At 33.2% G+C, this 21,984-nt stretch carries 16 protein-coding genes; 12 read left to right on the top strand and 4 right to left on the bottom strand.

Translation table 11 applies throughout. The annotated features are described in order from the left end of the window. Window positions 1-21 precede the first annotated feature (21 nt). The 4 genes from ABD011_RS15470 to ABD011_RS15455 are packed head-to-tail and all read left to right on the top strand — an operon-like array spanning window position 22 to window position 3,043. Window positions 22-477 carry an SRPBCC family protein gene (locus tag ABD011_RS15470; protein ID WP_131509028.1) on the top strand — a complete coding sequence of 152 codons (456 nt, stop codon included), beginning with the start codon at window positions 22-24 and terminating at the stop codon, window positions 475-477. Beyond that, window positions 470-706, top strand: coding sequence for a hypothetical protein (locus tag ABD011_RS15465; protein ID WP_129761762.1), 237 nt, complete (start codon window positions 470-472; stop codon window positions 704-706). Before ABD011_RS15470 ends, ABD011_RS15465 begins: the two co-directional genes overlap by 8 nt. 9 nt (window positions 707-715) lie before the next feature. Next, window positions 716-2,584, top strand: a complete 1,869-nt coding sequence (locus tag ABD011_RS15460; protein ID WP_343799721.1) for a M1 family metallopeptidase — start codon at window positions 716-718, stop codon at window positions 2,582-2,584. A 12-nt stretch (window positions 2,585-2,596) separates the two neighbouring features. Beyond that, on the top strand, window positions 2,597-3,043 hold the full coding sequence (locus ABD011_RS15455; RefSeq protein WP_343799719.1) for a 2-dehydro-3-deoxyphosphooctonate aldolase: 447 nt from the start codon (window positions 2,597-2,599) through the stop codon (window positions 3,041-3,043). 9 nt (window positions 3,044-3,052) lie between these two features. Here the strand turns inward: ABD011_RS15455 and ABD011_RS15450 are convergent, their stop codons facing one another. Next, complete coding sequence (locus tag ABD011_RS15450) at window positions 3,053-4,267, bottom strand: peroxiredoxin family protein (RefSeq protein ID WP_343799717.1); 1,215 nt, start codon at window positions 4,265-4,267, stop codon at window positions 3,053-3,055. Window positions 4,268-4,510: 243 nt separating this feature from the next. On the opposite strand from ABD011_RS15450, the gene pheT reads away from it, so the two are divergent. The 8 genes from pheT (at window position 4,511) to ribB (ending at window position 15,077) form a co-directional block, all read left to right on the top strand. Further along, on the top strand, window positions 4,511-6,937 hold the full coding sequence (gene pheT, locus ABD011_RS15445) for a phenylalanine--tRNA ligase subunit beta (protein WP_343799715.1): 2,427 nt from the start codon (window positions 4,511-4,513) through the stop codon (window positions 6,935-6,937). Window positions 6,938-7,010: 73 nt separating this feature from the next. After that, entirely contained in the window at window positions 7,011-7,832 is an 822-nt protein-coding gene (locus tag ABD011_RS15440) for a phosphatase PAP2 family protein (RefSeq protein WP_343799713.1), read from the top strand. A 92-nt stretch (window positions 7,833-7,924) separates the two neighbouring features. Next, entirely contained in the window at window positions 7,925-8,425 is a 501-nt protein-coding gene (gene tpx, locus ABD011_RS15435; RefSeq protein ID WP_343799711.1) for a thiol peroxidase, read from the top strand. A gap of 7 nt (window positions 8,426-8,432) precedes the next feature. Then, window positions 8,433-8,801, top strand: coding sequence for a diacylglycerol kinase (locus ABD011_RS15430; RefSeq protein WP_129761754.1), 369 nt, complete (start codon window positions 8,433-8,435; stop codon window positions 8,799-8,801). A 63-nt stretch (window positions 8,802-8,864) separates the two neighbouring features. Beyond that, window positions 8,865-11,252, top strand: coding sequence for a DNA translocase FtsK (locus ABD011_RS15425; protein ID WP_343799709.1), 2,388 nt, complete (start codon window positions 8,865-8,867; stop codon window positions 11,250-11,252). Between the two features lie 17 nt (window positions 11,253-11,269). After that, on the top strand, window positions 11,270-11,905 hold the full coding sequence (gene lolA1, locus ABD011_RS15420; RefSeq protein ID WP_129761752.1) for an outer membrane lipoprotein periplasmic chaperone LolA1: 636 nt from the start codon (window positions 11,270-11,272) through the stop codon (window positions 11,903-11,905). 10 nt (window positions 11,906-11,915) lie between these two features. Continuing rightward, entirely contained in the window at window positions 11,916-13,892 is a 1,977-nt protein-coding gene (locus ABD011_RS15415) for an LptF/LptG family permease (protein ID WP_343799707.1), read from the top strand. Between the two features lie 33 nt (window positions 13,893-13,925). After that, entirely contained in the window at window positions 13,926-15,077 is a 1,152-nt protein-coding gene (gene ribB / locus ABD011_RS15410; protein WP_129761750.1) for a 3,4-dihydroxy-2-butanone-4-phosphate synthase, read from the top strand. On the opposite strand, the gene ABD011_RS15405 is transcribed toward ribB, so the two are convergent. From ABD011_RS15405 to ABD011_RS15395, 3 genes are read right to left on the bottom strand one after another with little or no spacing between them, the layout of a single operon-like run. Further along, complete coding sequence (locus tag ABD011_RS15405; protein WP_343799705.1) at window positions 15,074-16,027, bottom strand: hypothetical protein; 954 nt, start codon at window positions 16,025-16,027, stop codon at window positions 15,074-15,076. The two genes, ribB and ABD011_RS15405, sit on opposite strands and share 4 nt — an antisense overlap. A 30-nt stretch (window positions 16,028-16,057) precedes the next feature. After that, window positions 16,058-18,664, bottom strand: coding sequence for a choice-of-anchor tandem repeat GloVer-containing protein (locus ABD011_RS15400; protein WP_343799703.1), 2,607 nt, complete (start codon window positions 18,662-18,664; stop codon window positions 16,058-16,060). Window positions 18,665-18,686: 22 nt separating this feature from the next. Continuing rightward, window positions 18,687-21,764 carry a hypothetical protein gene (locus tag ABD011_RS15395; RefSeq protein WP_343799701.1) on the bottom strand — a complete coding sequence of 1,026 codons (3,078 nt, stop codon included), beginning with the start codon at window positions 21,762-21,764 and terminating at the stop codon, window positions 18,687-18,689. Window positions 21,765-21,984: the final 220 nt, after the last annotated feature.

The raw sequence follows: 21,984 nt of genomic DNA, 5'->3' as shown, positions 1-21,984 counted from the left end.
GTCCGTATAAATTATACTACCATGAAGTATACTACCGAAATCATTATTGAAAGTCCTATTGATACGGTTATCAGAAAACTAGACAATCCTGAAAACCTTAAACATTGGCAACGTGGTTTGGTATCTGCCGAACATATTTCGGGTACTCCTGGAGAATTTGGTGCAAAAATGAAGCTGAAATACAAAATGGGTAAACGAGATATGGAGCTTATTGAAACCATTACTTATAGAAACCTACCTCATGAATTTCATGCAACTTATGCTACCAATAGCATGAATAACATACAGGAAAATTACTTTAAAGAAAATAGCGAAGGCCATACTATTTGGACATCTAAAAGTGAGTTTATCCCATTAAACTTCTTTATGAAAATTATGACTAAGCTTATGCCTAAAGCGTTTAAAAAACAATCGTTACTTTACATGCAAGATTTTAAAAATTTTGTTGAAAACGGAACATCTGTTGCCAATGCGTAAACTAAAACTCATTTGGGATTTTAGAGGTCCAGCTGCACTGCAAACCGCTAAACACCATGAAATTCACTTAAAAGAATATATTAACATTCAAAAACTTAACGTTACAATAACAGGTTTTGAAGCCATTAACGATATGCATGCAATTGCATTTTTAGTTATAGACGAAAACAACATGAAACCTGTAAGAGATGCACTAAAACCTCACAGAGGTCAAGTGTACAATAATTAATATTTACCCATGAAAAAAACCTTTTTACTATTATCTACAGCATTTGCTTTATTTACAAATTGCAAAAATGAAAAAGCGCCAGAACAAGCGCAAGAACCTACTAAGACTTATGTTGAAGAATCACACTCTTTTGCTCAACCAAACAAAGCTGTTATAACACATTTAAATTTAGACATTGAAGTAGACTTTAATACTGAAAAAGTTTCAGGAACCGCTACTTATGATATAAAAAACAATAACTCTAACACCATTGTATTAGACACTAAATACCTTGAAGTACAATCGGTTTTAGCAAATGGACAACCAACCGAGTTTTCATTAGGTGAATTTAATGAGCAACTTGGTAAACCTCTTACTATCACAATCAAAGAAGACACTAAAACCATTAGTGTTAATTACAATACTACCAACAAAACAGAAGCGTTACAATGGCTTAGTCCTCAACAAACAGCTGACAAAAATCATCCGTTTTTATTCACTCAAGGTCAAGCCATATTAACACGTACTTGGATACCAATTCAAGACAGTCCTCAAGTTAGAATTACTTATGATGCTACAGTAAAAGTGCCTGTTGAGTTAATGGCAGTAATGAGTGCCGAAAACCCAAAAGAAAAGACCAAAGATGGCGTTTATCATTTTAAAATGAAACAAGCCATATCACCTTACCTTATTGCTTTAGCTGTGGGTGATATTGAATACAAACCTGTTAGCGACAGAACAGGAGTTTATGCAGAAAAATCTATGATTGAAGCTGCTCACTATGAGTTTTCTGATATGGAAAACATGGTTGCAGCTGCTGAAAATTTATATGGAACATATGATTGGGATCAGTTTGATGTTATTGTCCTACCTCCTAGTTTTCCTTTTGGTGGTATGGAAAACCCAAGACTTACTTTTGCTACACCTACAGTAATTGCAGGAGATAAAAGTTTAACCTCTTTAATCGCTCATGAATTAGCTCACTCTTGGTCTGGTAATTTAGTAACCAATGCTACATGGAACGACTTTTGGCTAAACGAAGGTTTTACGGTTTATTTTGAAATAAGAATCATGGAAGCTCTTTATGGTAATGACAGAGCAAATATGATTGCACTTATAGGAAGACAAGATCTTACCGAAGAAATTGAAGCTTTAAAAGATACTCCTGAAGCCACAAAACTAAAACTCGATTTAAAAGGACAAAATCCTGATGATGGCATGAACAGTATCGCTTACGATAAAGGTTATTTGTTTTTAAGAACACTAGAAGAAACTGTAGGAAGAGAAAAATTTGATGCGTTCATTAAAGACTATTTTAATACACATGCTTTTTCTACACTTACAACCGAAGATTTTGTAGAGTATCTTAATACTAACTTGTTACAAAAAAACAATATCACTTTTAATGTTGAAGAATGGATTTATCAACCAGGTGTTCCTGACAATCAATCTAAAATTGTATCAGATAAATTTAATAACGTTGAAGCAACACTTCAAAAATATTTAGATCAAAATTCAGTTGAAGATTCAGTTACAAAGGAATGGACTACACAAGAATGGGTTCACTTTGTGAGAAATTTACCTGAAGACATCACCACAGACCAATTAGCAATGCTTGATAATGCTTTTGATTTTTCAAACGCAAGCAATTCGCACATAGCTATGGTATGGTTTGAGCAAGCCATAAAACACAATTACCACAACAATAATGTAGACAAAAACATTGACAGCTTTTTAACTCGTGTAGGAAGACGTTGGTATGTTGAAACACTATTTAGAGCGTTTAAGAATGCCAACAGAGTTGATGAAGCTCTTGTTATTTACAAAAAAGCAAGACCTAATTACCACTCGGTTACTGCTGGTACAATTGATAAGCTACTAGGTTATAGTCCTGAATAAAAAAAGTATAGAATGAAAAAAATTGTTTTACTCATTTTAGTTTGCATTGCTACAATTGCTTGCTCTTCGTCCAAAAGTGCAATAAAGAAAACTTCTAAAAATCAAGCTCAAATTTTAGTTAACGAATATATGTTTTTGGTGACTGAAATTTCAACCGATGACAGTTATGGATATTCTCCTAAAAATGCTGTTGAAGTTGGAGGAGTGAGTGAAAATGAAGGTCCAATGAACGAACGCAGATACCTTAATGCCTTAACAGGACCAAATGGCGAAACCGTTTCTTATTACAGGGCAGGAAGCTGCTGTCCTGTAAAAAGTGAAAACGGAATAATGGGTCATGCTATGTTAGACAATTATAGAGTGACTTGGGAAGGTTCAAAGGATACTGTTTCAATATATATAAACATGTATGATTCCTCAAAGCTAAAAGCGCCTAAAGGGTTTGGATTAAGAAAATAGTTTTTGCTGTTAGTCTTCCGCTAACAACTCATTTACAAAACTTTCAAACTCGGTTTTAAACTCAATATATTTTTCACCTGTAGCAGGACCATTAAACCCTGTATGAATTTTTCTTACTGCTCCTTTTTTATCTATAAAAATGGATGTTGGATAAGACAATACATGGTTTAACATTGGTAGTTTCTGTTGTGCCTTGGTTTTATTAGAGGTTCCGTATTGTGCTAATAGTACAGGATATTCAATCCCAACATCGTTTTGTAATCGTTTTATACTATTAAAGGCTTTTTCTTCGGTTTTAGCATACTCAAAAGCAAGTGCAACAAAAGCAATATCTTTATCTTGATTGTTCTTATAATATTCAGAATAAAATTTACTTTCATCCAAACAGTTTGGACACCAGCTACCCATAATTTGCACCACAACCACTTTATCTTTAAACTGCTCGTCAGCTAAAGACACCATTGCACCAGATGCATCAGGAAAAGAAAACTCCAACGCATCATAACCTTCTTTTAAATAGGTTAAATCGTTAGCGTCAGGTAATTCAAAAGTGTCATTTCGTTTTGCTATAAAAGGCTCTTTCCAATGTGCTCCAGAGTAAAACATACCTTCCATAATACTATCAGCAACTGTAGCAGTAAATAAAAACGCGTGTGCTCCATCAAAGGTAGACAAGCTTAATTTATCAGCATTGATAACACCTTCAAGATATCTGTAATCGCCAGTTGTGGTTCTAAAAGTTCCTGTTACCTTATTTCCATCTTGCTTAAAAATACCTTTAGCTATGTATTTATCTTCTACAGAATTTGGGCTAAAAAGCGTTTCCCAATTCCCTTCAACTGTATATTTAGAGACTCTTTCGCTTGTAGCAAATCGCTCAGAGTTGCCAAACTCCGCTTCAAAATCAACAACTCGATCCAAGTCCTCTTTTACATAAAATCCTTTAAGCATATCGCCTTCTATCTTTACTTTTAAAAAAGCGTCAAAAACTGGCATTTGAATAATTACCGAGTCGTTAGCATAAGTAATCTCATTTACCAAAATAACTTCTTCAGCATTAAATATTTTAATGGACTTAGGTGCTGTTACTTCAAAGTTAAACGGTAGGTTTAATGTGTCATTAACTTTAAGCGTTGCTCTATAGTTTCCTGTTTTTAACTTTTCAGGATTTTCTTTACACGACACTATAAGTAAAATGAGTAGCAAAGTGAGGTATTTTTGCATAAATAAAAATGGATTAATTATATACTCTCCAAAGAAAAACAAGGTGCAACACAAAAACAAACATCGAGCATTAAAAAATTCAATGGTAGACTAAAATCTTTTATATGGGAGCAATTATTACCCAAAAAGTAAGTGACTAACTACAAATTTCTTGCTCTAAATAATAAAAACAGAAATTAGTTAGCAATATTTGAATCATTGCTGCAATGTTTTATCTTTGTCGATTCTATTTTAAAACATCACATGAAGATTTCATATAATTGGTTAAAGCAATTTATAAAAACAGATTGGAGTCCTGAAAAAACTGGAGAACTCCTAACTGATTTAGGCTTGGAAGTTGAAGGTATTGAGTCGTTTCAATCTATTAAAGGCGGACTTGAAGGTATAGTTGTTGGAGAGGTTCTTACCTGTGTACAACACCCAAATGCTGACAGACTAAAAGTTACTACTGTAAATATTGGTGAAGAAACGCCTTTACAAATTGTTTGTGGAGCACCTAATGTTGCTGCTGGTCAAAAAGTACCTGTCGCTACTATAGGAACTACACTTTACACAAGCGAAGGTGAAGCTTGGAAAATCAAAAAAGGAAAAATTAGAGGTGAAGAAAGCCACGGAATGATTTGCGCTGAGGATGAACTTGGTCTAGGATCGTCTCATGAAGGTATTTTAGTTCTAGATGAGAAAATAAAGGTAGGCGCATTAGCTTCTGAAATTTTCAAAGTAGAAAACGACCATGTTTTTGAAATTGGGTTAACTCCCAACAGAGCTGATGCAATGAGTCATTTTGGTACAGCAAGAGACCTTAAAGCAGGCTTACTTCAAAAGGACATTAACCTTGAGTTGATAACACCTTCAGTAAGTGCATTTCATGTAGATAGCAGAACTTTAAAAGTTGATGTAGAAGTTAATGATAAAGAACTAGCTCCTCGTTATTGCGGAGTTACAATTTCTGGAATAAAAGTTGAAGCATCTCCAGCTTGGTTACAAAACCGATTAAAAGCCATTGGTTTAGCGCCAAAAAACAATGTTGTAGATATCACCAACTATGTACTTCATGAACTTGGTCAACCCTTACATGCTTTTGATGCTAATAAGATTACAGGAAATAAAGTTATTGTAAAAACACTACCTAAAGGCACAAAGTTTACAACTTTAGATGAAGTAGAACGCGAGTTACATGAAGAAGATTTAATGATTTGTGATGCCGAAAAACCTATGTGTATTGCTGGTGTTTTTGGTGGTATTGAATCTGGAGTAACCGAAAGTACAACTAGTATCTTTTTAGAAAGTGCTTATTTCAATCCTGTAAGTGTGCGAAAAACAGCTAAAAGACACGGTTTAAATACTGATGCTTCTTTTAGGTTTGAACGTGGTATTGACCCTAATATTACTGAATATGCACTAAAACGTGCTGCATTATTAATTCAGGATATTGCTGGTGGTGAAATAACGAGTGACGTTATTGACATGTATCCAAATAAAATTGAAGATTTTCAGGTACGTTTAAGTTTTGAAAACGCCAAAAAACTTATTGGAGAGGAAATCCCTAAAGAAGTTATCAAAAGAATACTTACGTCCTTAGACATTAAAGTAAATAACGTTACTGAAGCTGGTTTAGGACTAACAGTTCCTGCCTATAGAAATGACGTACAACGTGAAGCCGACGTTATTGAAGAAATCTTGAGAGTTTATGGTTACAACAACATTAAAACTACCGAAAAATTAAATGCTTCGATTTCGAACTCATCGCGTTTTGAAGATTATAAATTGCAAAATATTGTAGGTAATCAATTGTCTGCTCAAGGATTTTATGAGATTATGGCAAATTCACTTACAAATCCAAAATACATTGCTTTAACGCAAAACTTAAACGACGAGCATAATGTAGAAATGCTTAATCCGTTGAGTAACGATTTAAGCGTTATGCGTCAAAGCTTACTATTTTCTGGTTTAGAAGCTGTAAGTCATAACATCAACAGAAAAAGAGACAACCTTAAATTATATGAGTTTGGTAAAACTTATCACAACTACAATGGTAATCGTGAAGAGCACAAACACTTATCTCTTTTTGTTAGCGGAAACAGAAATACTGAACGTTGGAACGCTCCAACACAACAAAGTGATTTCTTTTACCTTAAAGGAACTATTACTGCTGTTTTAGAACGTCTTGGTATAACTTCGTTAAAAGTTTCTCCTATTAAAAATGATGTTTTTAGTGAAGGTATTTCTTTATCTAAAGGAAAAGTCAAATTAGTAGAATTTGGATTAATCGGTAAAAAAGTATTGAAACATTTTGGAATAGCCCAAAGCGTACTTTTTGCTGATTTTAATTGGGATAACATTATAGAAACTGTTAAACAGAATAACATTACTTTTAAAGACATTCCTAAATACCCTGAAGTAAGACGTGATTTTGCGCTCTTACTTGATGACAATGTTACTTTTGAGCAAATAGATACCATTGCTATGCAAACTGAAAAACAGCTTCTTAAAGATGTTGATTTGTTTGATGTATATCAAGGTAAAAACCTTCCAAAAGGTAAAAAGAGTTATGCTGTGAGTTTTACATTACAAGACGAGCACAAAACACTTACAGATAAGCAAATAGACAAAATCATGAACAAGTTGCAATCTAATTTTGAAAAGCAACTTGGAGCTGAATTAAGATAAAAAAATACCATCACGCTTAATTGTAATAAAGAGAGTGCTTCTTAGATTTAAAGTAATAACAGTTCTAGCTATAATGCTGTTTACCTACAACAACTCTGTAGCGCAACAGCTTGTTATTGATGTACAAGAGCAAGATTCTACTTCAATATGGCAATTAGCTAAGCATGATTTTAAATACACTTTAAAAGGTGTAGGACATTCTTTTACTAGACCGCTACATTGGAAATCTAAAGATTTTGAAAAGCTTGGTTTATTTGTTGCAGGTACTGCAGCACTTAGTTTAGCGGATGAGCCTATTCGCGACTTTGCTTTAAACAATAAAGACGACTTCCCTACACCATTAAGAGACTTTGGTTGGTATTTTGGTAGTCCACAAAACTACTTTATGGCAAATGCAGGTTTATATGCGTTTGGGATATTTACTAAAAATGAAAAAGTCCGTAAAACTAGTGTTTTAATTATTTCATCATCTATAACTACAGGTTTAATACAAACTGTTAGTAAAGCTGCAATTGGTAGAGCTCGTCCTGGTTCTGGTTATGACAACTACACTTTTAAACCTTTCTCTGGAGAAGCTGCTTTTAGATCCTTTCCTTCGGGACATACTATTCTTTCTGTAACTATGGCACATTCTATAGCCAAACAATTTAAAAACCCTTGGGTTAAAGCAGGTATTTATACCGTTGGAGCAATTCCTCCAATATCAAGAATTATTGATGATGCACATTGGGTTACCGACATTGCTTTTAGTGCAATTGTTAGTATAGTTGTTGTAGATAGTATTGATAAGTTTTTAAACGATGAAAATGCTTACAACACTCCTAAAAGAGAAAAACAAATCAGCTGGAATATTAAATTCAGTTCCAACCAAATAGGTTTAGTAGGTACGTTTTAATTTAAACTTCTATTTTAAAAATATTATACTTTTTTTAATGATTAAGCCTCAAATAATCATTAATTTTAGCATAAATAAAAAATCACAATATTATGGCAATCGTAACTTTAAAAGGAAATACAATACATACTTCAGGAACTTTACCATCTGTTGGTTCTAAAGCTCCAGATTTCACCCTTACCACAAACGATTTAGGCAGTAAATCGTTAAATGATTTTAAAGGCAGCAATGTAATTTTAAACATCTTCCCAAGTGTTGATACTGGTACTTGTGCTCAATCTGTAAGAACTTTTAACAAAGAAGCAAGTAGCTTAAACAACACTAAAGTATTGTGCATCTCTAAAGATTTACCTTTTGCACAATCACGTTTTTGTGGTGCTGAAGGACTAGATAATGTGATTAGTTTATCTGATTACAAAGATGGTAGTTTTGGAAAAGCTTATGGTTTAGATTTTACTGATGGTCCACTAGAAGCTTTACACTCTAGATGCATTGTAGTAATCAATGCTGATGGTGTTGTTACACATACTGAGCAAGTTGCTGAAATTGTAGACGAACCTAACTACAAAGCTGCATTAGACGCTTTATCTTAATTTACAAATGCCCAAAAAGGAGTCTTTTTTACAAAACAGATTAAAAAGCGTAGGTTTTGCCTATAAAGGTGCTGCTTACTTAATCAAAACCGAAGCAAGTATAAAAATTCAGATAGTAGTAGCTATTCTAGTTACTGCTGCTGGATTTTATTTTAATATTTCTACTACCGAATGGTTATTTCAAATAGCGTTTATTGGTTTAGTAATAAGTATTGAAGGTGTTAATACTGCTGTTGAATATATTGCAGATTTTATTCATCCTGAACATCACAAGTCAATTGGCAGAATAAAAGACATAGCTGCTGGTGCAGTTTTTATCGCATCGGTTACAGCTATTATAGGCGCTTTGGTGATTTATATCCCAAAGTTGTTTTAATACTAATTCCGTTAGGATAAACGTTAGTAATTTGTATTTTTGTTTTAATCTAACAATGCGTTGATGGCGAAGAAGAAAACCAAAACTAAAAGCAGTAAAACTTCTAAATTTAAAAAGCCGAATTTAACATTAACAAGCCAACAAAAATTAATTTTTGGTAGTTTGTTGATGATATTTGGTATCATACTCTTTATAGCTTTCTTGTCGTTTTTATTTAGTGGAAAAGCAGATCAAAGCATCGTTAGTCAATTTCCTTCTCGCGAGCAAGAAGCCGAAAACTGGATGAATGTTATTGGTGCTTGGTTAAGCGAATTGTTTATCACTAAAGGATTTGGTATTGCATCGTTTATCTTTTCAGGTTTACTATTCCTTTCAGGTGTTTACGTTACACTAGATATTAATAAAACTAAGCTAAGAAAACACTGGATATGGGGAACACTAATTGTTATTTGGTTATCCATATTTTTTGGTTTTTTTACGCACAAATACAACATACTTGGAGGAACCATAGGTTTTGAAATGAACTCTTATTTCCAAGATTACATTGGTAAAATTGGTACAGCACTACTCCTACTTTTTGGATTGATTTCCTATTTAGCTATCCGATTTAAATTTACAGGTCAAACCTTTGTAAATCTTTTTAAACGTGCCAAAAAAGACCTTAAAAATGAGTTCAACACTACCACTGATAATGATACTTCAATTGCTGTAGATAATGACCTAACTGCCGAAGCTGAAGATATCAAATCTGCTTTTGAGCTTAATGTTGAAGATACTGTAGAGCCTACTATTGAAAACCATTCAAAACCAGAACCTAAAAAAGAGCCTATAAAAGTTGAAGTTACTGAAGAGGTTAAAGAAGACGTAGAAATAGAGATTGAACAATTTGAAGAAGAAATTTCTGAAGCTGATAACTTATCAAATAAGCTCGTTGAAGATTTCGGACAGTTTGACCCAACACTAGAACTCAGTAAGTTTGAATTTCCGCCTTTAGATTTGTTAAAAAAATACGATTCTGAAGGTATCACCATAAACCAAGAAGAGCTAGAAGAAAACAAAAACCGAATTGTAGAAACCCTGAATAACTACAAAATTGGAATTTCTAACATTAAAGCTACTATTGGACCAACAGTAACACTTTATGAAATTGTCCCTGAAGCTGGAGTAAGAATTTCAAGAATTAAAAACCTTGAAGACGATATTGCATTATCGCTTTCAGCATTAGGAATTCGTATTATTGCTCCTATTCCAGGAAAAGGAACCATAGGTATTGAGGTGCCAAACAAAAACTCAACTATTGTTTCTATGCGTTCGGTAATTGCTTCGCAAAAATTTCAAAAATCTGACATGCAATTGCCTATTGCTTTTGGTAAAACCATTAGCAATGAAACCATGGTTGTAGACTTAGCAAAAATGCCTCATTTACTTATGGCAGGTGCTACAGGACAAGGAAAATCGGTAGGTTTAAATGCAGTTTTAACTTCGCTATTGTATAAGAAACATCCTGCTGAAGTTAAGTTTGTGTTGGTTGACCCTAAAAAAGTAGAACTTACTTTATTCAATAAAATTGAACGTCATTATTTGGCAAAACTACCTGATAGTGAGGAAGCCATAATTACCGATAACACTAAAGTGATTAACACGTTAAACTCTTTGTGTATTGAAATGGATAATCGTTACGAAATGCTTAAAAACGCAATGTGTCGTAACATTAAAGAATACAACGAAAAGTTTAAAGCTAGAAAATTAAATCCTAACGAAGGCCATCAATACTTACCATATATTGTCTTGGTTGTTGATGAGTTTGCCGATTTAATTATGACTGCAGGAAAAGAAGTTGAAACTCCAATTGCGCGTTTAGCGCAATTAGCTCGTGCTATTGGTATTCACCTAATTATTGCTACACAACGTCCATCGGTTAACGTTATTACTGGTATTATTAAAGCAAACTTCCCTGCTCGTATCGCTTTTAGAGTAACTTCAAAAATAGACTCACGTACTATTTTAGATGGAGCTGGAGCAGACCAACTTATTGGTCGTGGAGATATGCTTTACACTCAAGGAAACGACATTATAAGAATACAATGTGCTTTTGTCGACACACCAGAAGTAGAAAAAATCACTGAATTTATTGGTGCACAAAAAGCATATCCAGATGCTTACCTTTTACCAGAGTATGTTGGTGAAGAAAGTGGCACAAGTATTGATATAGATATAGAAGACAGAGATAAGCTGTTTAGAGAAGCTGCCGAAATAATTGTAACTGCACAACAAGGTTCAGCATCATTGTTGCAACGTAAATTAAAATTAGGTTACAACAGAGCTGGAAGGTTAATTGACCAACTTGAAGCTGCTGGTATTGTTGGTGGTTTTGAAGGCAGTAAAGCACGTCAGGTTTTAGTACCAGATTTAGCAGCATTAGACCAACTATTAGAAAACGAAAGCCTTTAGGCACAAAAAACATAATGATGAAAAAAATTATAATAGCATTAGTCCTTTTAATCAGTTTTAGCACAGTAGCACAAAATTCAGCTAAAAACTTACTTAATGAAGTTAGCGCAAAGATTAAAAGCTATGAAAACATTAGTATTGACTTTAAATATGCATTAAAAAACACAAGTGAAAACATTGACCAAGAAACTCGTGGTGATGTTGTAATGCAAGGTGAAAAATACAGACTTAACATTTTAGGAGCTACTAGAATTTTTGATGGTAAAACCCTTTACACGATAAGTCCTGATGATGAAGAAGTAACTATTTCTTCAGATAATTCTGAAGATGAAAGCACAATCACACCTAGTAAAATGTTATCTTTTTACGAAGATGGTTACACTTACACAATGGATATTGTTCAAAATGTAAATGGTAGAAAAATTCAATATGTAAAACTAAGTCCAATTGATACTAATTCTGAAATTAAGCAAGTTTTATTAGGTATTGATGCACAAACCAAGCATATTTACAACCTTATTGAAGTTGGTAAAAATGGAACAAAAACAACTTTAACTGTTAATTCTTTTAAAACTAATGAGCCGATTTCAAAATCCTTATTTACTTTTGATGAGAATAAGTATAAAGATTACTACATCAATAAATTGGATTAGGCTTTAATTAATGAAAATACTTGATAGGTACATACTTAAAACGTACTTAAAAACATTTATGAGCGTGTTTGTGATACTCATGCTCATTTTTGTTTTACAATCTATTTGGTTGTATATAAGTGAACTTGCAGGAAAAGATTTAGCGGTTTCTGTAATACTTAAGTTTCTTGTATATGTAACTCCTACCCTTATTCCTCTAATTTTACCGCTTACTATTCTTTTAGCCTCAATAATGGTGTTTGGTAGCTTTGCCGAAAACTATGAATTTGCCGCGATGAAATCTACAGGTATTTCATTGCAAAGAGCAATGAGAGGTTTAAGTGTTTTTATACTCATACTTGCTGTAGTTACATTTTTCTTTGCTAACAACGTTATCCCTTGGGCTAACTATAACTTTTATAACTTAAGAAAAAACATTGCCAAAACACTACCTGCTATGGCTATTGCCGAAGGGCAGTTTAACGAAGTTGGTAACTACAATATTAAAGTAGAAGAAAAAAGCGGTGAAAAAGGCCAGTACTTAAAAAATGTTTACATACATAAAAAAAACACGAAAAGAGTTGGGAACTATACTGTAATTTCTTCTGAAACTGGAGAACTGATAAGTAGTGAAAACTCTAATATTTTACAATTAGTACTTTACAATGGTAATTACTATGACGAAGTTATTAGTAACGACCCAAAACAAAATGTAAAAAAACCACATGTAAAAAGTTACTTTGAAAAGTACGTTATAAATGTTGATTTAGAAGGACTAAACGATGTAGATTACGAGGAAAAGAGTTACGAAAGCAGGTTTAACATGCTTGATGTAAGCGACCTAAACTACACTATAGATAGTCTTTACAATGAAAAATCAAATGACTTTAAAGATTTTTCTAAAACACTTTATGAAAGAACATCTATTGCCAATTTAAAAGACGACATTGAAACCAAAAAAGATTCTAATTACACAGGTGAAGTCCTAGAGTTATTTGATACAAAAACCAAAGTTCAACTTCTTAATTTGGCTACAAATACAGTTAATAGTACTAATCAAATTATAGAATCTAAATCATTTGCAGCTACTAGTAAAACCAAGTGGCTAAACAAGCACATCATTTCATTACACGAAAAATACGCACTAGGATTTGCTTGTATAATTCTATTCTTTGTTGGCGCTCCTCTTGGTGCACTAATAAGAAAAGGAGGTATTGGTTTACCTTTGGTTATTGCAATATTATTGTTTTTGACCTACCATTTTATAGGAATTTTTTCTAAAAACAGTTCTCAGGATGGGTCTTTCAATCCTGTTTTTGCAACATGGCTTTCAACATTAATCATGTTACCTTTAAGTATTTATTTAACACGTCGTGCCACAAAAGATAGAGGTTTATTTGAGTTTGATTCCATATTAGATCCGCTTAAAAAACTATTCAGAATAAAACCCAAAGATGAAAATGATCCACTTCTACTAAGTTATAAGAAGCTTGAAACTTACGATGAAGATAAGCTAGTAGATGTTATTAAAAACTTTGAATCGTACGATTACGACGAAACCGTAAAACCTAGAGCCTATGCGCAACTTAAAAAACTAGGTTTAAACACAAGCGAAATAGTTGAAAAAGGCATTAACATTGATACGAATTTTATAGCCTCTGAAAAAGTTGCAAAAGACTTTAACGACTACTCGTTAACCACATTTGTGTCTTATGCTATTGCTGCTGTTTTTATAGTACTTCATTTTGTATTTAAAAACAATAAGCTTCCTGAATTAGCAGTTACTATACTTAACTTAGGTTTAATTGCACTATTATTCTTTGCGATTTACTTTGTAGTATCTTCAATCAAGATTTCTAAGTTTTTCAGCACACTCAAAGAGAGTGATAAAAAAATCAATTACTTTTTGCTGCTTATTGGTCTGCCTTTTTATGCTTTAACCTATTTCTTGTTAAAAAACAGAGTAAAAGAAGAGTTATCAAAAAGTAGCATAAAAAATATAAAATAAGCCATATCTTTGCAGCATAAATATATGCTCGTTATGCTTAAAACCGCAAAACAATCCGTGAAAATTGAATTGAATACTATAGAAGAAGCCATTAATGATATTCGTGATGGTAAAGTAGTAATTGTTGTTGATGATGAAAACAGAGAAAACGAAGGCGACTTTATAGCTGCTGCTGAAACGGTTACTCCAGAGATGATTAACTTTATGGCAACTAATGGTAGAGGCTTAATTTGTGCGCCTTTAACTGAAGATAGGTGTCAAGATTTAGACCTTAACATGATGGTACAAAACAACACTGTTTTGCACCACACTCAATTTACGGTTTCTGTAGATTTAATTGGTCATGGATGTACCACTGGAATTTCGGTACACGACAGAGCAAAAACCATTAAAGCATTGGTGGATGATGACACTAAACCTCATGACCTTGGAAGACCTGGTCATATTTTTCCTTTAAGAGCAAAAAATGGAGGTGTACTTCGTAGAACAGGTCATACTGAAGCTGCTGTAGATTTAGCACGTTTAGCAGGATTTAAACCAGCAGGAATTCTTGTTGAAATCTTAAATGAAGATGGCACAATGGCACGCTTACCTCAACTGGTTAAAGTGGCTGAAAAGTTTGACTTGAAAGTAATTTCTATTGAAGATTTAGTGGCTTACAGAATGGAGCACGATTCTTTAATTGATAAAAAAGAAGACTTTAACATTGAAACTCGTTTTGGAAGTTTCCGATTAAGAGCTTACCAACAAACAACCAATAATCAAATCCATATTGCACTTACCAAAGGGACTTGGACTAACGATGAAAGCATATTAACACGTGTTAATGCTACTTTAGTAAACAATGACATTTTAGGAACTTTAACCAACAATGCCGATGAGAAGTTGGATGATATGTTTAAAGTTATAAACGAAGAAGGTAAAGGTGCTATTATCTTTATCAACCAGCAATCACAATCTATGAATCTTTTAAAACGTCTTAGCGCTTTAAGAGATAGTCAGGTTAAAGGTGAAGTTGTAAAAGCTCCAAGAATTGAAATGGACAGTAAAGACTTTGGTATTGGTGCTCAAATACTTCATGACTTAAACATTCATAAACTACGTTTAATCTCTAATAGCCAACAAACCAAACGTGTTGGTATGATTGGTTATGGTTTAGAAATTGTTGAGTACGTTAAGTATTAATCTAACACTTCAAATTCTTTAAATAATCCTTTTGCTTTTGCATTTGGTACTTCAGCGATGAAAGCGTATTTACCTGGTTTTAAATTGGCGTAAAAATAGCCTGTGCTGCCTTGTACTGCATCATTAAAACCACCTAAAAACTCAACACCATTAGGAACAGGTGTAATAAACCCTTTTGGGTCATACCATACCATCCAAGACTCTAAAGTGTCTCTATTTGCATGAGATTCTAGTTTTACAAGATGCACATCAGTAGAGGCAAAGTTTTCATGTAGTTTTTGACTAAGAACATTCACCTGAAAAATATGTTTTCCTTTTGGAATATGTCTATTAAAATGAAATCCATCTTCTCTTATATCAATTGTGTCTGTTGCTTTAGGAGCTACATTTCCACTATCTGTTTCGCTTACGTATACTTGCTTTACCATTCCCATTGTTGAGTGAAATTTGCCATTAGGCATCTTTACGTAACATTCCATACTATAAAGACCAGGTTCCAAGTAAAGAGCAGTATAGGTTTTACTTTTGGGTGCAATCAATCCTGAACCACCTGTAGAAATACATTTGCTAAACCACTCTGGTAATTTGCTAAAAGCAGCAAAACCTTCTTCGGTTTTACCCTCGTTTATTAAATCCATACCTTCTTCAAAAACTGGATCGGATTCAGTTTTAAAATTTTCAGAAGTTATGCCTTCTGGCATTTTAACGAATCTAAAAAAGTGTGTTTCATTTGCTCTATTGTCATACTTAAAAGTATTCCAACCAGAAGTAATAGTATCTGCCATAACAAACTCCATACTTCTTGTTAAAATATCTATTGTATTGGTTGGTAGTTTTACAGTCTCTTCATGTTCTGCTACTTCAATAACAGATTCTGTTTTTTTGTCATTCTTACAATTAAAGATTGTAAAAACTAAAACAAATAAGATTAGTTGGTTTAACTTTTTCATAACTGAAATTATTAAATTATTGATATAAAGTTAGTTAATTATTATTTTTTTAGAGTTTGAACCTTTATCTGTTTCTACTTTTAATATGTAAATACCGCTTTTTAATGGTTCTACATTAACTGTATTACCAGTCATTTCTAAATACACTTCTTTACCTAAAGCATCAAATAAAGACACTTTGGTAATATGTGCATCTGTCGTTATATGTATGTCTTGTTGAGCTGGGTTTGGGTAAACAATTATCTTATTTTCTTCTACAATATTTGTAGTTAGTGTATTCCTGTCTAAAACCACTAATGTAGTAGTAACAGGTAATCTTCCGTTCTGGGAATCAAAGTCAAACGTTTTTGTGAATGATAAGGTTTGAGGGTTAAATTCAAATACAATACCATAATCGTGTATTCCTCCTTCTGAGGTAACTCCATAAAGCTTGTTATTTAATTTTGTTAAGCTACCAAGTGGTATAGCTCCTGTTGACACATCATTAAAATCAAAAACCTTAGAAAAGGTATTGGTTTGTATATCATATTTAAAGATTGTTCCGTCTCCATTTACACCTCCTTCTGAAGTCAATCCATAAAGTGTATTAGCATCAAACTGAAGTAAGTTTCCATAAGGTCTAAACCCATTAATGCCATTGTACTCAAATTCGTGCAACTTATTAAAACCAGTAGTAAAATCATATTCAAAAATAACACCTCCATCTTGCAAACCACCATTCAGTGTCATACCATAAAGTTTTCCATCTGTAGCTTCAATTAATCCACCATTTGGAAATGCCCCATTTTCTAGATTAAAATCGTGAATTTTAGTATAATTTTCTGTGTCTATATCATACTCATAAATAACACCTACAGGCACTAAAGTTTCCATGTAAACACCTTGTCCTCCTACTGATGTCATTCCATAAATTTTATTGTTAGAAGCCTGAACCAAATCACCTAATGGTGTTCCACCTAGCACCTGACCAAAATCATGCTTCTTAGCAAAAGTGTTTGTTGATAAATCAAACTCAAACAGCATACCTAGTTCATTACTTCCTCCTCTAAATGCTGTTCCATACAACTTACTATTAGATGCCTCTAGTAGACTTGCTCTTGGCAAAATTCCCATTTCAGAGCTATTATCTGGTTCATCAAAACTATGTAGCCTTGTATAAATATTACTTATTGGGTTATATTCGAAAATTGCGCCTGAGTCATTTATTCCCCCTCTTAATGTCAAGCCATAGAATTTTTGTCTGTTTTCAGAATATATTAAACTTCCATCAGGTCCTGCTCCATCTGTTGAGCTATTAAATTTTAAAATTGGGTTATAACTATTTGTAGATAAATCAAAACTATAAAACATACTATTGAAAGAGTCTACTACTCCATAACGCGTCTTATTAGCTACGCTATATAATTTACCGTCTGAAGCTTCAAAAAGACCAGCATATGGATAATACCCAGAATTTATATTAAAACCATATAGTAAACTAGATTGACCAGTAGATGGATTATACTCAAACAAGGATCCTATTCCACTAGCTCCACCATACTCTGTAACTCCATATAGCTTGTCATTAGATGCCAGAGTAAGCTTAGGTCCTGGCGAATAACCTAAATTGTTTGAAGATGCAAAACTTAACTGTGTAGTAAAGGTACTTGTTGATATATTATATTTGAAAAGAATACCGTAATCTTCTGTACCTCCTTCAGAAGTTGTACCAAATAGTTCTAAAGAATTGTTTGGACCTTCCACCAATGTTCCCAGCGGATAAGCTCCAGAAGTTCCAGCTAATCCAAAATTAAATAAGTTAGTCAATGTATTGGTAATAAAATCATATTCAAATAATACACCAGAATCATTTGTACCACCTTCACTGGTTAAGCCATACAGCTTTCCATTACTAGCTTCGAACAATGAACCATAAGGTCTTCTTCCAGGGTTTAGTGCATTATCATCAAAATCGATCTTTTTTGTGTAAGTATTAGTGTTGAGATCAAATTCGAAAATAACACCATCATCATAATCACCTCCAACAGAAGTCATTCCATATAGTTTTCCATTAGAAGCATATGTAAGTTCTCCTTCTGGTGCTCTACCATTTAAATCATTAAAATCATGAAGTTTTGTAAAGGTATCTTGCAAGTAATCATATTCAAAAATGACTCCATCACCATGGTCTCCTCCTTCTCTAGTCATTCCATAAAGTTTATTATTAACTTCAATAAGTGCTCCTTCAGGACGCTTTCCGTTTGTTGAATTGATCACCTCAAACTCATCAACACCAAACCTAAATTTAGTTTCAAACACTCCAGTTGCAGGATCATATTCATACAAAACTCCACCAATATTATCGCTATCATAGTAAACACCATATAAATAAAGTCCCGAATAAGGCGACAGTCCATAAAACTTTCCGTTAGAGGCTTCTATTACTCCACTATCTATATCATAGCCATCAGTTTTAAAAAAATCGTATTGAACTTCAAGATTTTCGGCATTTTCATCTGTCTTAAATATGGTTCCCATATCAGATTTTCCTCCTCGAAAAGTCATTCCCCATAATTCGTAATCTTCTTGAGAAAAAATTATACTTGGTAGCAGCATTATAATTGCTATCAATGTTTTTATATGTGTTTTTGCTTTCATGATTTTATATTGTATTAAATATTTAGCATTTAAAGAATGAGAAATCTTCTCCGTCAATTCCTCCCATAGCACCAATTAGGTTTTCTATGGTGCTGGCAGCTGTACCTACTCCATAAAAAGAATCATATAGTATTTCCTTATATAAATCGCAGGCTAAAGCTTGGAGTGCAATAGTTAAATCTTCATCCATTCCTGTTGTGTTCATCAATATTAAAGCTTGAGATGCTAGTGCATATAATTTGACTAGGGTTAAGCTATAAGCTGCTACAAGACCTAATGGTAAATTTCCAAGCCCAGTAACAGTAAGACCAAAATTCATGGCAGATAAGACTTCTTTATAACCTTCTATAACCTTATCTAGCTCCATCAATTGTTGGTAAGTGGTTCTTGAGCCTCCACCTGTTTGGTTTGGTAAAATGCCATAGAGTTCACCTTTAATTGGATCTATTTTCCAAAATGATTTTACTTGTAAGGATGTATCAAAAAGTTTTAAAATACCTCCTCCAAATATTTGTTTTCCATAATAATGATAATCGCTTCCAAGAGCTTGCGAACTGAAACGTTCATCTCGTCCCATTGCTTTATTTAGTAGTAAGGGTTTTTCTTTGAGTTGAGAATAGGCACTATCTTCAAACACGTAACCTTCTAAAATTGCTAATTGAGCTGTTTTCTTTAAGGTTTCCTCAAAATTTCCAGTTCCACTTCTACTTACAGTTTGATATTCTGAAGTTGGTAAAAAATCGAAAGAAGTCTTGGTTTCCTTATTATAAAATCCTGGAGAAAATTTAACAATACAAGATCTAAATCCGTTTGGATAGGTTATGGCTTGCTCTGTTACATTATTTTGAATAGGCTGCAACATACTTAATAATAGAGAAGGATAACTAAAACCACCTTTAGCTATTTCTTCAACCGCTGTTTTAATATTGCCTTCTTGATAAGCTTCAAACCAGTTTTGATTACTCATTAATGCTTGTAAATACTCCGTTAGCTGAATAGAAAGTGTTGGTGCTTCTCGTTCAAAAGCCATAACTGCACCTCCAAGAAGCATTTCGTGCACTTCATCTATCATTTTTCGGGTGAGTTGGGTTGGATTAGCATAAAAATCGTTATGAGGCTCATAACCTGCTAACACACGTTTAATAGGATTTTTTCCTAATCGTTTTATGGTGAGATAAAGTCCAACCATACGATTACCTAAAAGATGGTCACTAGGTTCTGGAAACTTATAGTTTAAATTGACTTTATGTGTTGTATCTTTTAGCTTAACTTCTACATTATGTGCGTCTTTTTCAGCAAAAGCAGAATATGTTATTACATAAGTAGGAAACTTTAAACCATCAATAATTTTAGTAATCTCAGTAATGGTAAGCTCTTGATCATCTGCAGCAATCTCAATAAAGTCCATATTTTCTCTCAAATGTTTATATACTGTACCTTGGGGTTTTACATTAAGAAAAATAGCAGGTGGACCAGCCTCATAAATTGGTGTATATGACGCATCAAATGCATCATTATTATCGCCATCAGTTGCATAAAGAATTACATCTACATCCAACTGTTTTGATTTGAGTAATGCTGTATAAATGTTTGAACCCGTTTGCTGAAGTATTACTTTTGCTTTTGGATAGGTTTTTTTGATTGCTGCTTCGGTATTCTGTAAAAACAGTTTTATATTATCACCTGCATATTCACCAGGCATACTTGCAGACGTATCATATAACAATAAAATTTTGGGTGAAAGCACATTTTGATTCATCCAACCTGAAACAGTTTGTCCATTATCAGTAATTTCAAAATTGCCTATTGATATACCTTCAATAATATTTCCTTGAGCATCTTTAGGGCTTAGCTCCAATCGTACTTTTGGAAATGCCTGTGGAAAAACTGTTCCTTCAAAAGAGTGTACTTTTTTTATAGCTGAAGGCTCTTCATTATTAGGCAAACTATCAGGATTATAATTTTCAAATATTTTTACAGCTTCTAAGGTTATTGGTTCTCCTAAAACTGTACGCTCCTCTAGATAAGTAGCATCCTTATTAATATCTTGAAGTGCAAAACAAGGAGTGAAAGAAGTAATTTCAGAAATAGATTTTACTGACTGTTCTTCAAAACTCATATTATTGAGAAACTGAACCTGCAACTGATTCCCTAATAATTCAGAAAGCTTCCAAGTTCCTGTTAACAGCTCAGTTTCACTCCAATGGTCTAAGGCGTTTCTACAAGACAGTGTAATAGTAACATCTTCATCTTTTGGGACTTTATATTCGCCTGCTTTATTAAAGGTCTTTTTTTTGTTAGTAGGATGTAAATTACCAAAAGGTACTTTTGGGTCAAACACATGCGCATATTTTTCAACTCCTTCTTCATAAAAAACAACCGAAGGCACATAGGCTTTATGAAACCTGAAATTAACCGTTCTATCTCTAATATATTTTTTATCAATATTGTTTAAAAGATTATTAGCTAGTGTTTCGGAACTTTCGACAATATCTAGTATTTGTTTGTGAGTTTCCTCTTTATTGGTTACTCCCATCATTTTTTGCCACTTGCGCATTTTTTTATTGGTAATTGGTGGCGCAAATTCTGGAGTTAATTTTTGATAAACTATTGCCTTTGCTTCATCTAAGGTTATTTCGGTTTCTTCTAAAACTACTTTAGCCTCATAACCAGCATCTACTAGCATGTCTTTTAAAATTTCAGCTTTTTCGCGAGGTGTTGCAAGTCCGCAGCGTAAAGCCATCTCTTTCCCATAAATAGTACCATTAGCAGAATGGTGAAGAAAATCGCTTTGCCAAGGAATAATTTGAAAACTATCTCTAACAAAGTTGGTCATTGCTTCTGGGTTTTTAGAAGTAACTAAAGCGTTTCGCCTACCAATAAAATGATCTGGACTTTGCTCTAAAATTTTAATCATGTCTTTCCACACGCCAAAAGGAGGTTTACCTAAATCATCTTTACTACAACTTTGCAAGAGCATTGGTGAAAGATAAAATCCCATACTACCAAGTACCAATTGTTTAAAAAATGTTCGCCTTGACGAATCGTCAATTTGATTTTGGTTACTATAAAATTGTTTTGATATTTGGTCCTTTTCCATGATTAGTCTAACTGATCAAAATTGAGTGTTTTTAAAATGCTCAAAAAACATCTTTATACTAAAATCTCCTATTACCTTAAAACTGACTGTAAAACGATTATTTAAAAAAACTGTAAACAGTATTTATTTTGCTCTATAACTAAATGTTACTTTACATCTGTCTTATTTTCTTGTTTAATGTCTTGTCCATATATTATAGAAACCGCACATGTATTAACAA

This window comes from Gaetbulibacter jejuensis (assembly GCF_039524015.1).
Lineage (GTDB): Bacteria > Bacteroidota > Bacteroidia > Flavobacteriales > Flavobacteriaceae > Gaetbulibacter_B > Gaetbulibacter_B jejuensis.
This window is presented reverse-complemented; position numbering and strand designations above follow the sequence as displayed.

Excerpts from the sequence above, each read along its gene's own strand:
- ABD011_RS15470 (WP_131509028.1), top strand. The coding sequence starts at position 22 with ATGAAGTATACTACCGAAATCATTATTGAAAGTCCTATTGATACGGTT.
- ABD011_RS15465 (WP_129761762.1), top strand. The coding sequence starts at position 470 with ATGCGTAAACTAAAACTCATTTGGGATTTTAGAGGTCCAGCTGCACTG.
- ABD011_RS15460 (WP_343799721.1), top strand. The coding sequence starts at position 716 with ATGAAAAAAACCTTTTTACTATTATCTACAGCATTTGCTTTATTTACA.
- ABD011_RS15455 (WP_343799719.1), top strand. The coding sequence starts at position 2,597 with ATGAAAAAAATTGTTTTACTCATTTTAGTTTGCATTGCTACAATTGCT.
- ABD011_RS15450 (WP_343799717.1), bottom strand. The coding sequence starts at position 4,267 with ATGCAAAAATACCTCACTTTGCTACTCATTTTACTTATAGTGTCGTGT.
- pheT (WP_343799715.1), top strand. The coding sequence starts at position 4,511 with ATGAAGATTTCATATAATTGGTTAAAGCAATTTATAAAAACAGATTGG.
- ABD011_RS15440 (WP_343799713.1), top strand. The coding sequence starts at position 7,011 with ATGCTGTTTACCTACAACAACTCTGTAGCGCAACAGCTTGTTATTGAT.
- tpx (WP_343799711.1), top strand. The coding sequence starts at position 7,925 with ATGGCAATCGTAACTTTAAAAGGAAATACAATACATACTTCAGGAACT.
- ABD011_RS15430 (WP_129761754.1), top strand. The coding sequence starts at position 8,433 with ATGCCCAAAAAGGAGTCTTTTTTACAAAACAGATTAAAAAGCGTAGGT.
- ABD011_RS15425 (WP_343799709.1), top strand. The coding sequence starts at position 8,865 with ATGGCGAAGAAGAAAACCAAAACTAAAAGCAGTAAAACTTCTAAATTT.
- lolA1 (WP_129761752.1), top strand. The coding sequence starts at position 11,270 with ATGAAAAAAATTATAATAGCATTAGTCCTTTTAATCAGTTTTAGCACA.
- ABD011_RS15415 (WP_343799707.1), top strand. The coding sequence starts at position 11,916 with ATGAAAATACTTGATAGGTACATACTTAAAACGTACTTAAAAACATTT.
- ribB (WP_129761750.1), top strand. The coding sequence starts at position 13,926 with ATGCTTAAAACCGCAAAACAATCCGTGAAAATTGAATTGAATACTATA.
- ABD011_RS15405 (WP_343799705.1), bottom strand. The coding sequence starts at position 16,027 with ATGAAAAAGTTAAACCAACTAATCTTATTTGTTTTAGTTTTTACAATC.
- ABD011_RS15400 (WP_343799703.1), bottom strand. The coding sequence starts at position 18,664 with ATGAAAGCAAAAACACATATAAAAACATTGATAGCAATTATAATGCTG.
- ABD011_RS15395 (WP_343799701.1), bottom strand. The coding sequence starts at position 21,764 with ATGGAAAAGGACCAAATATCAAAACAATTTTATAGTAACCAAAATCAA.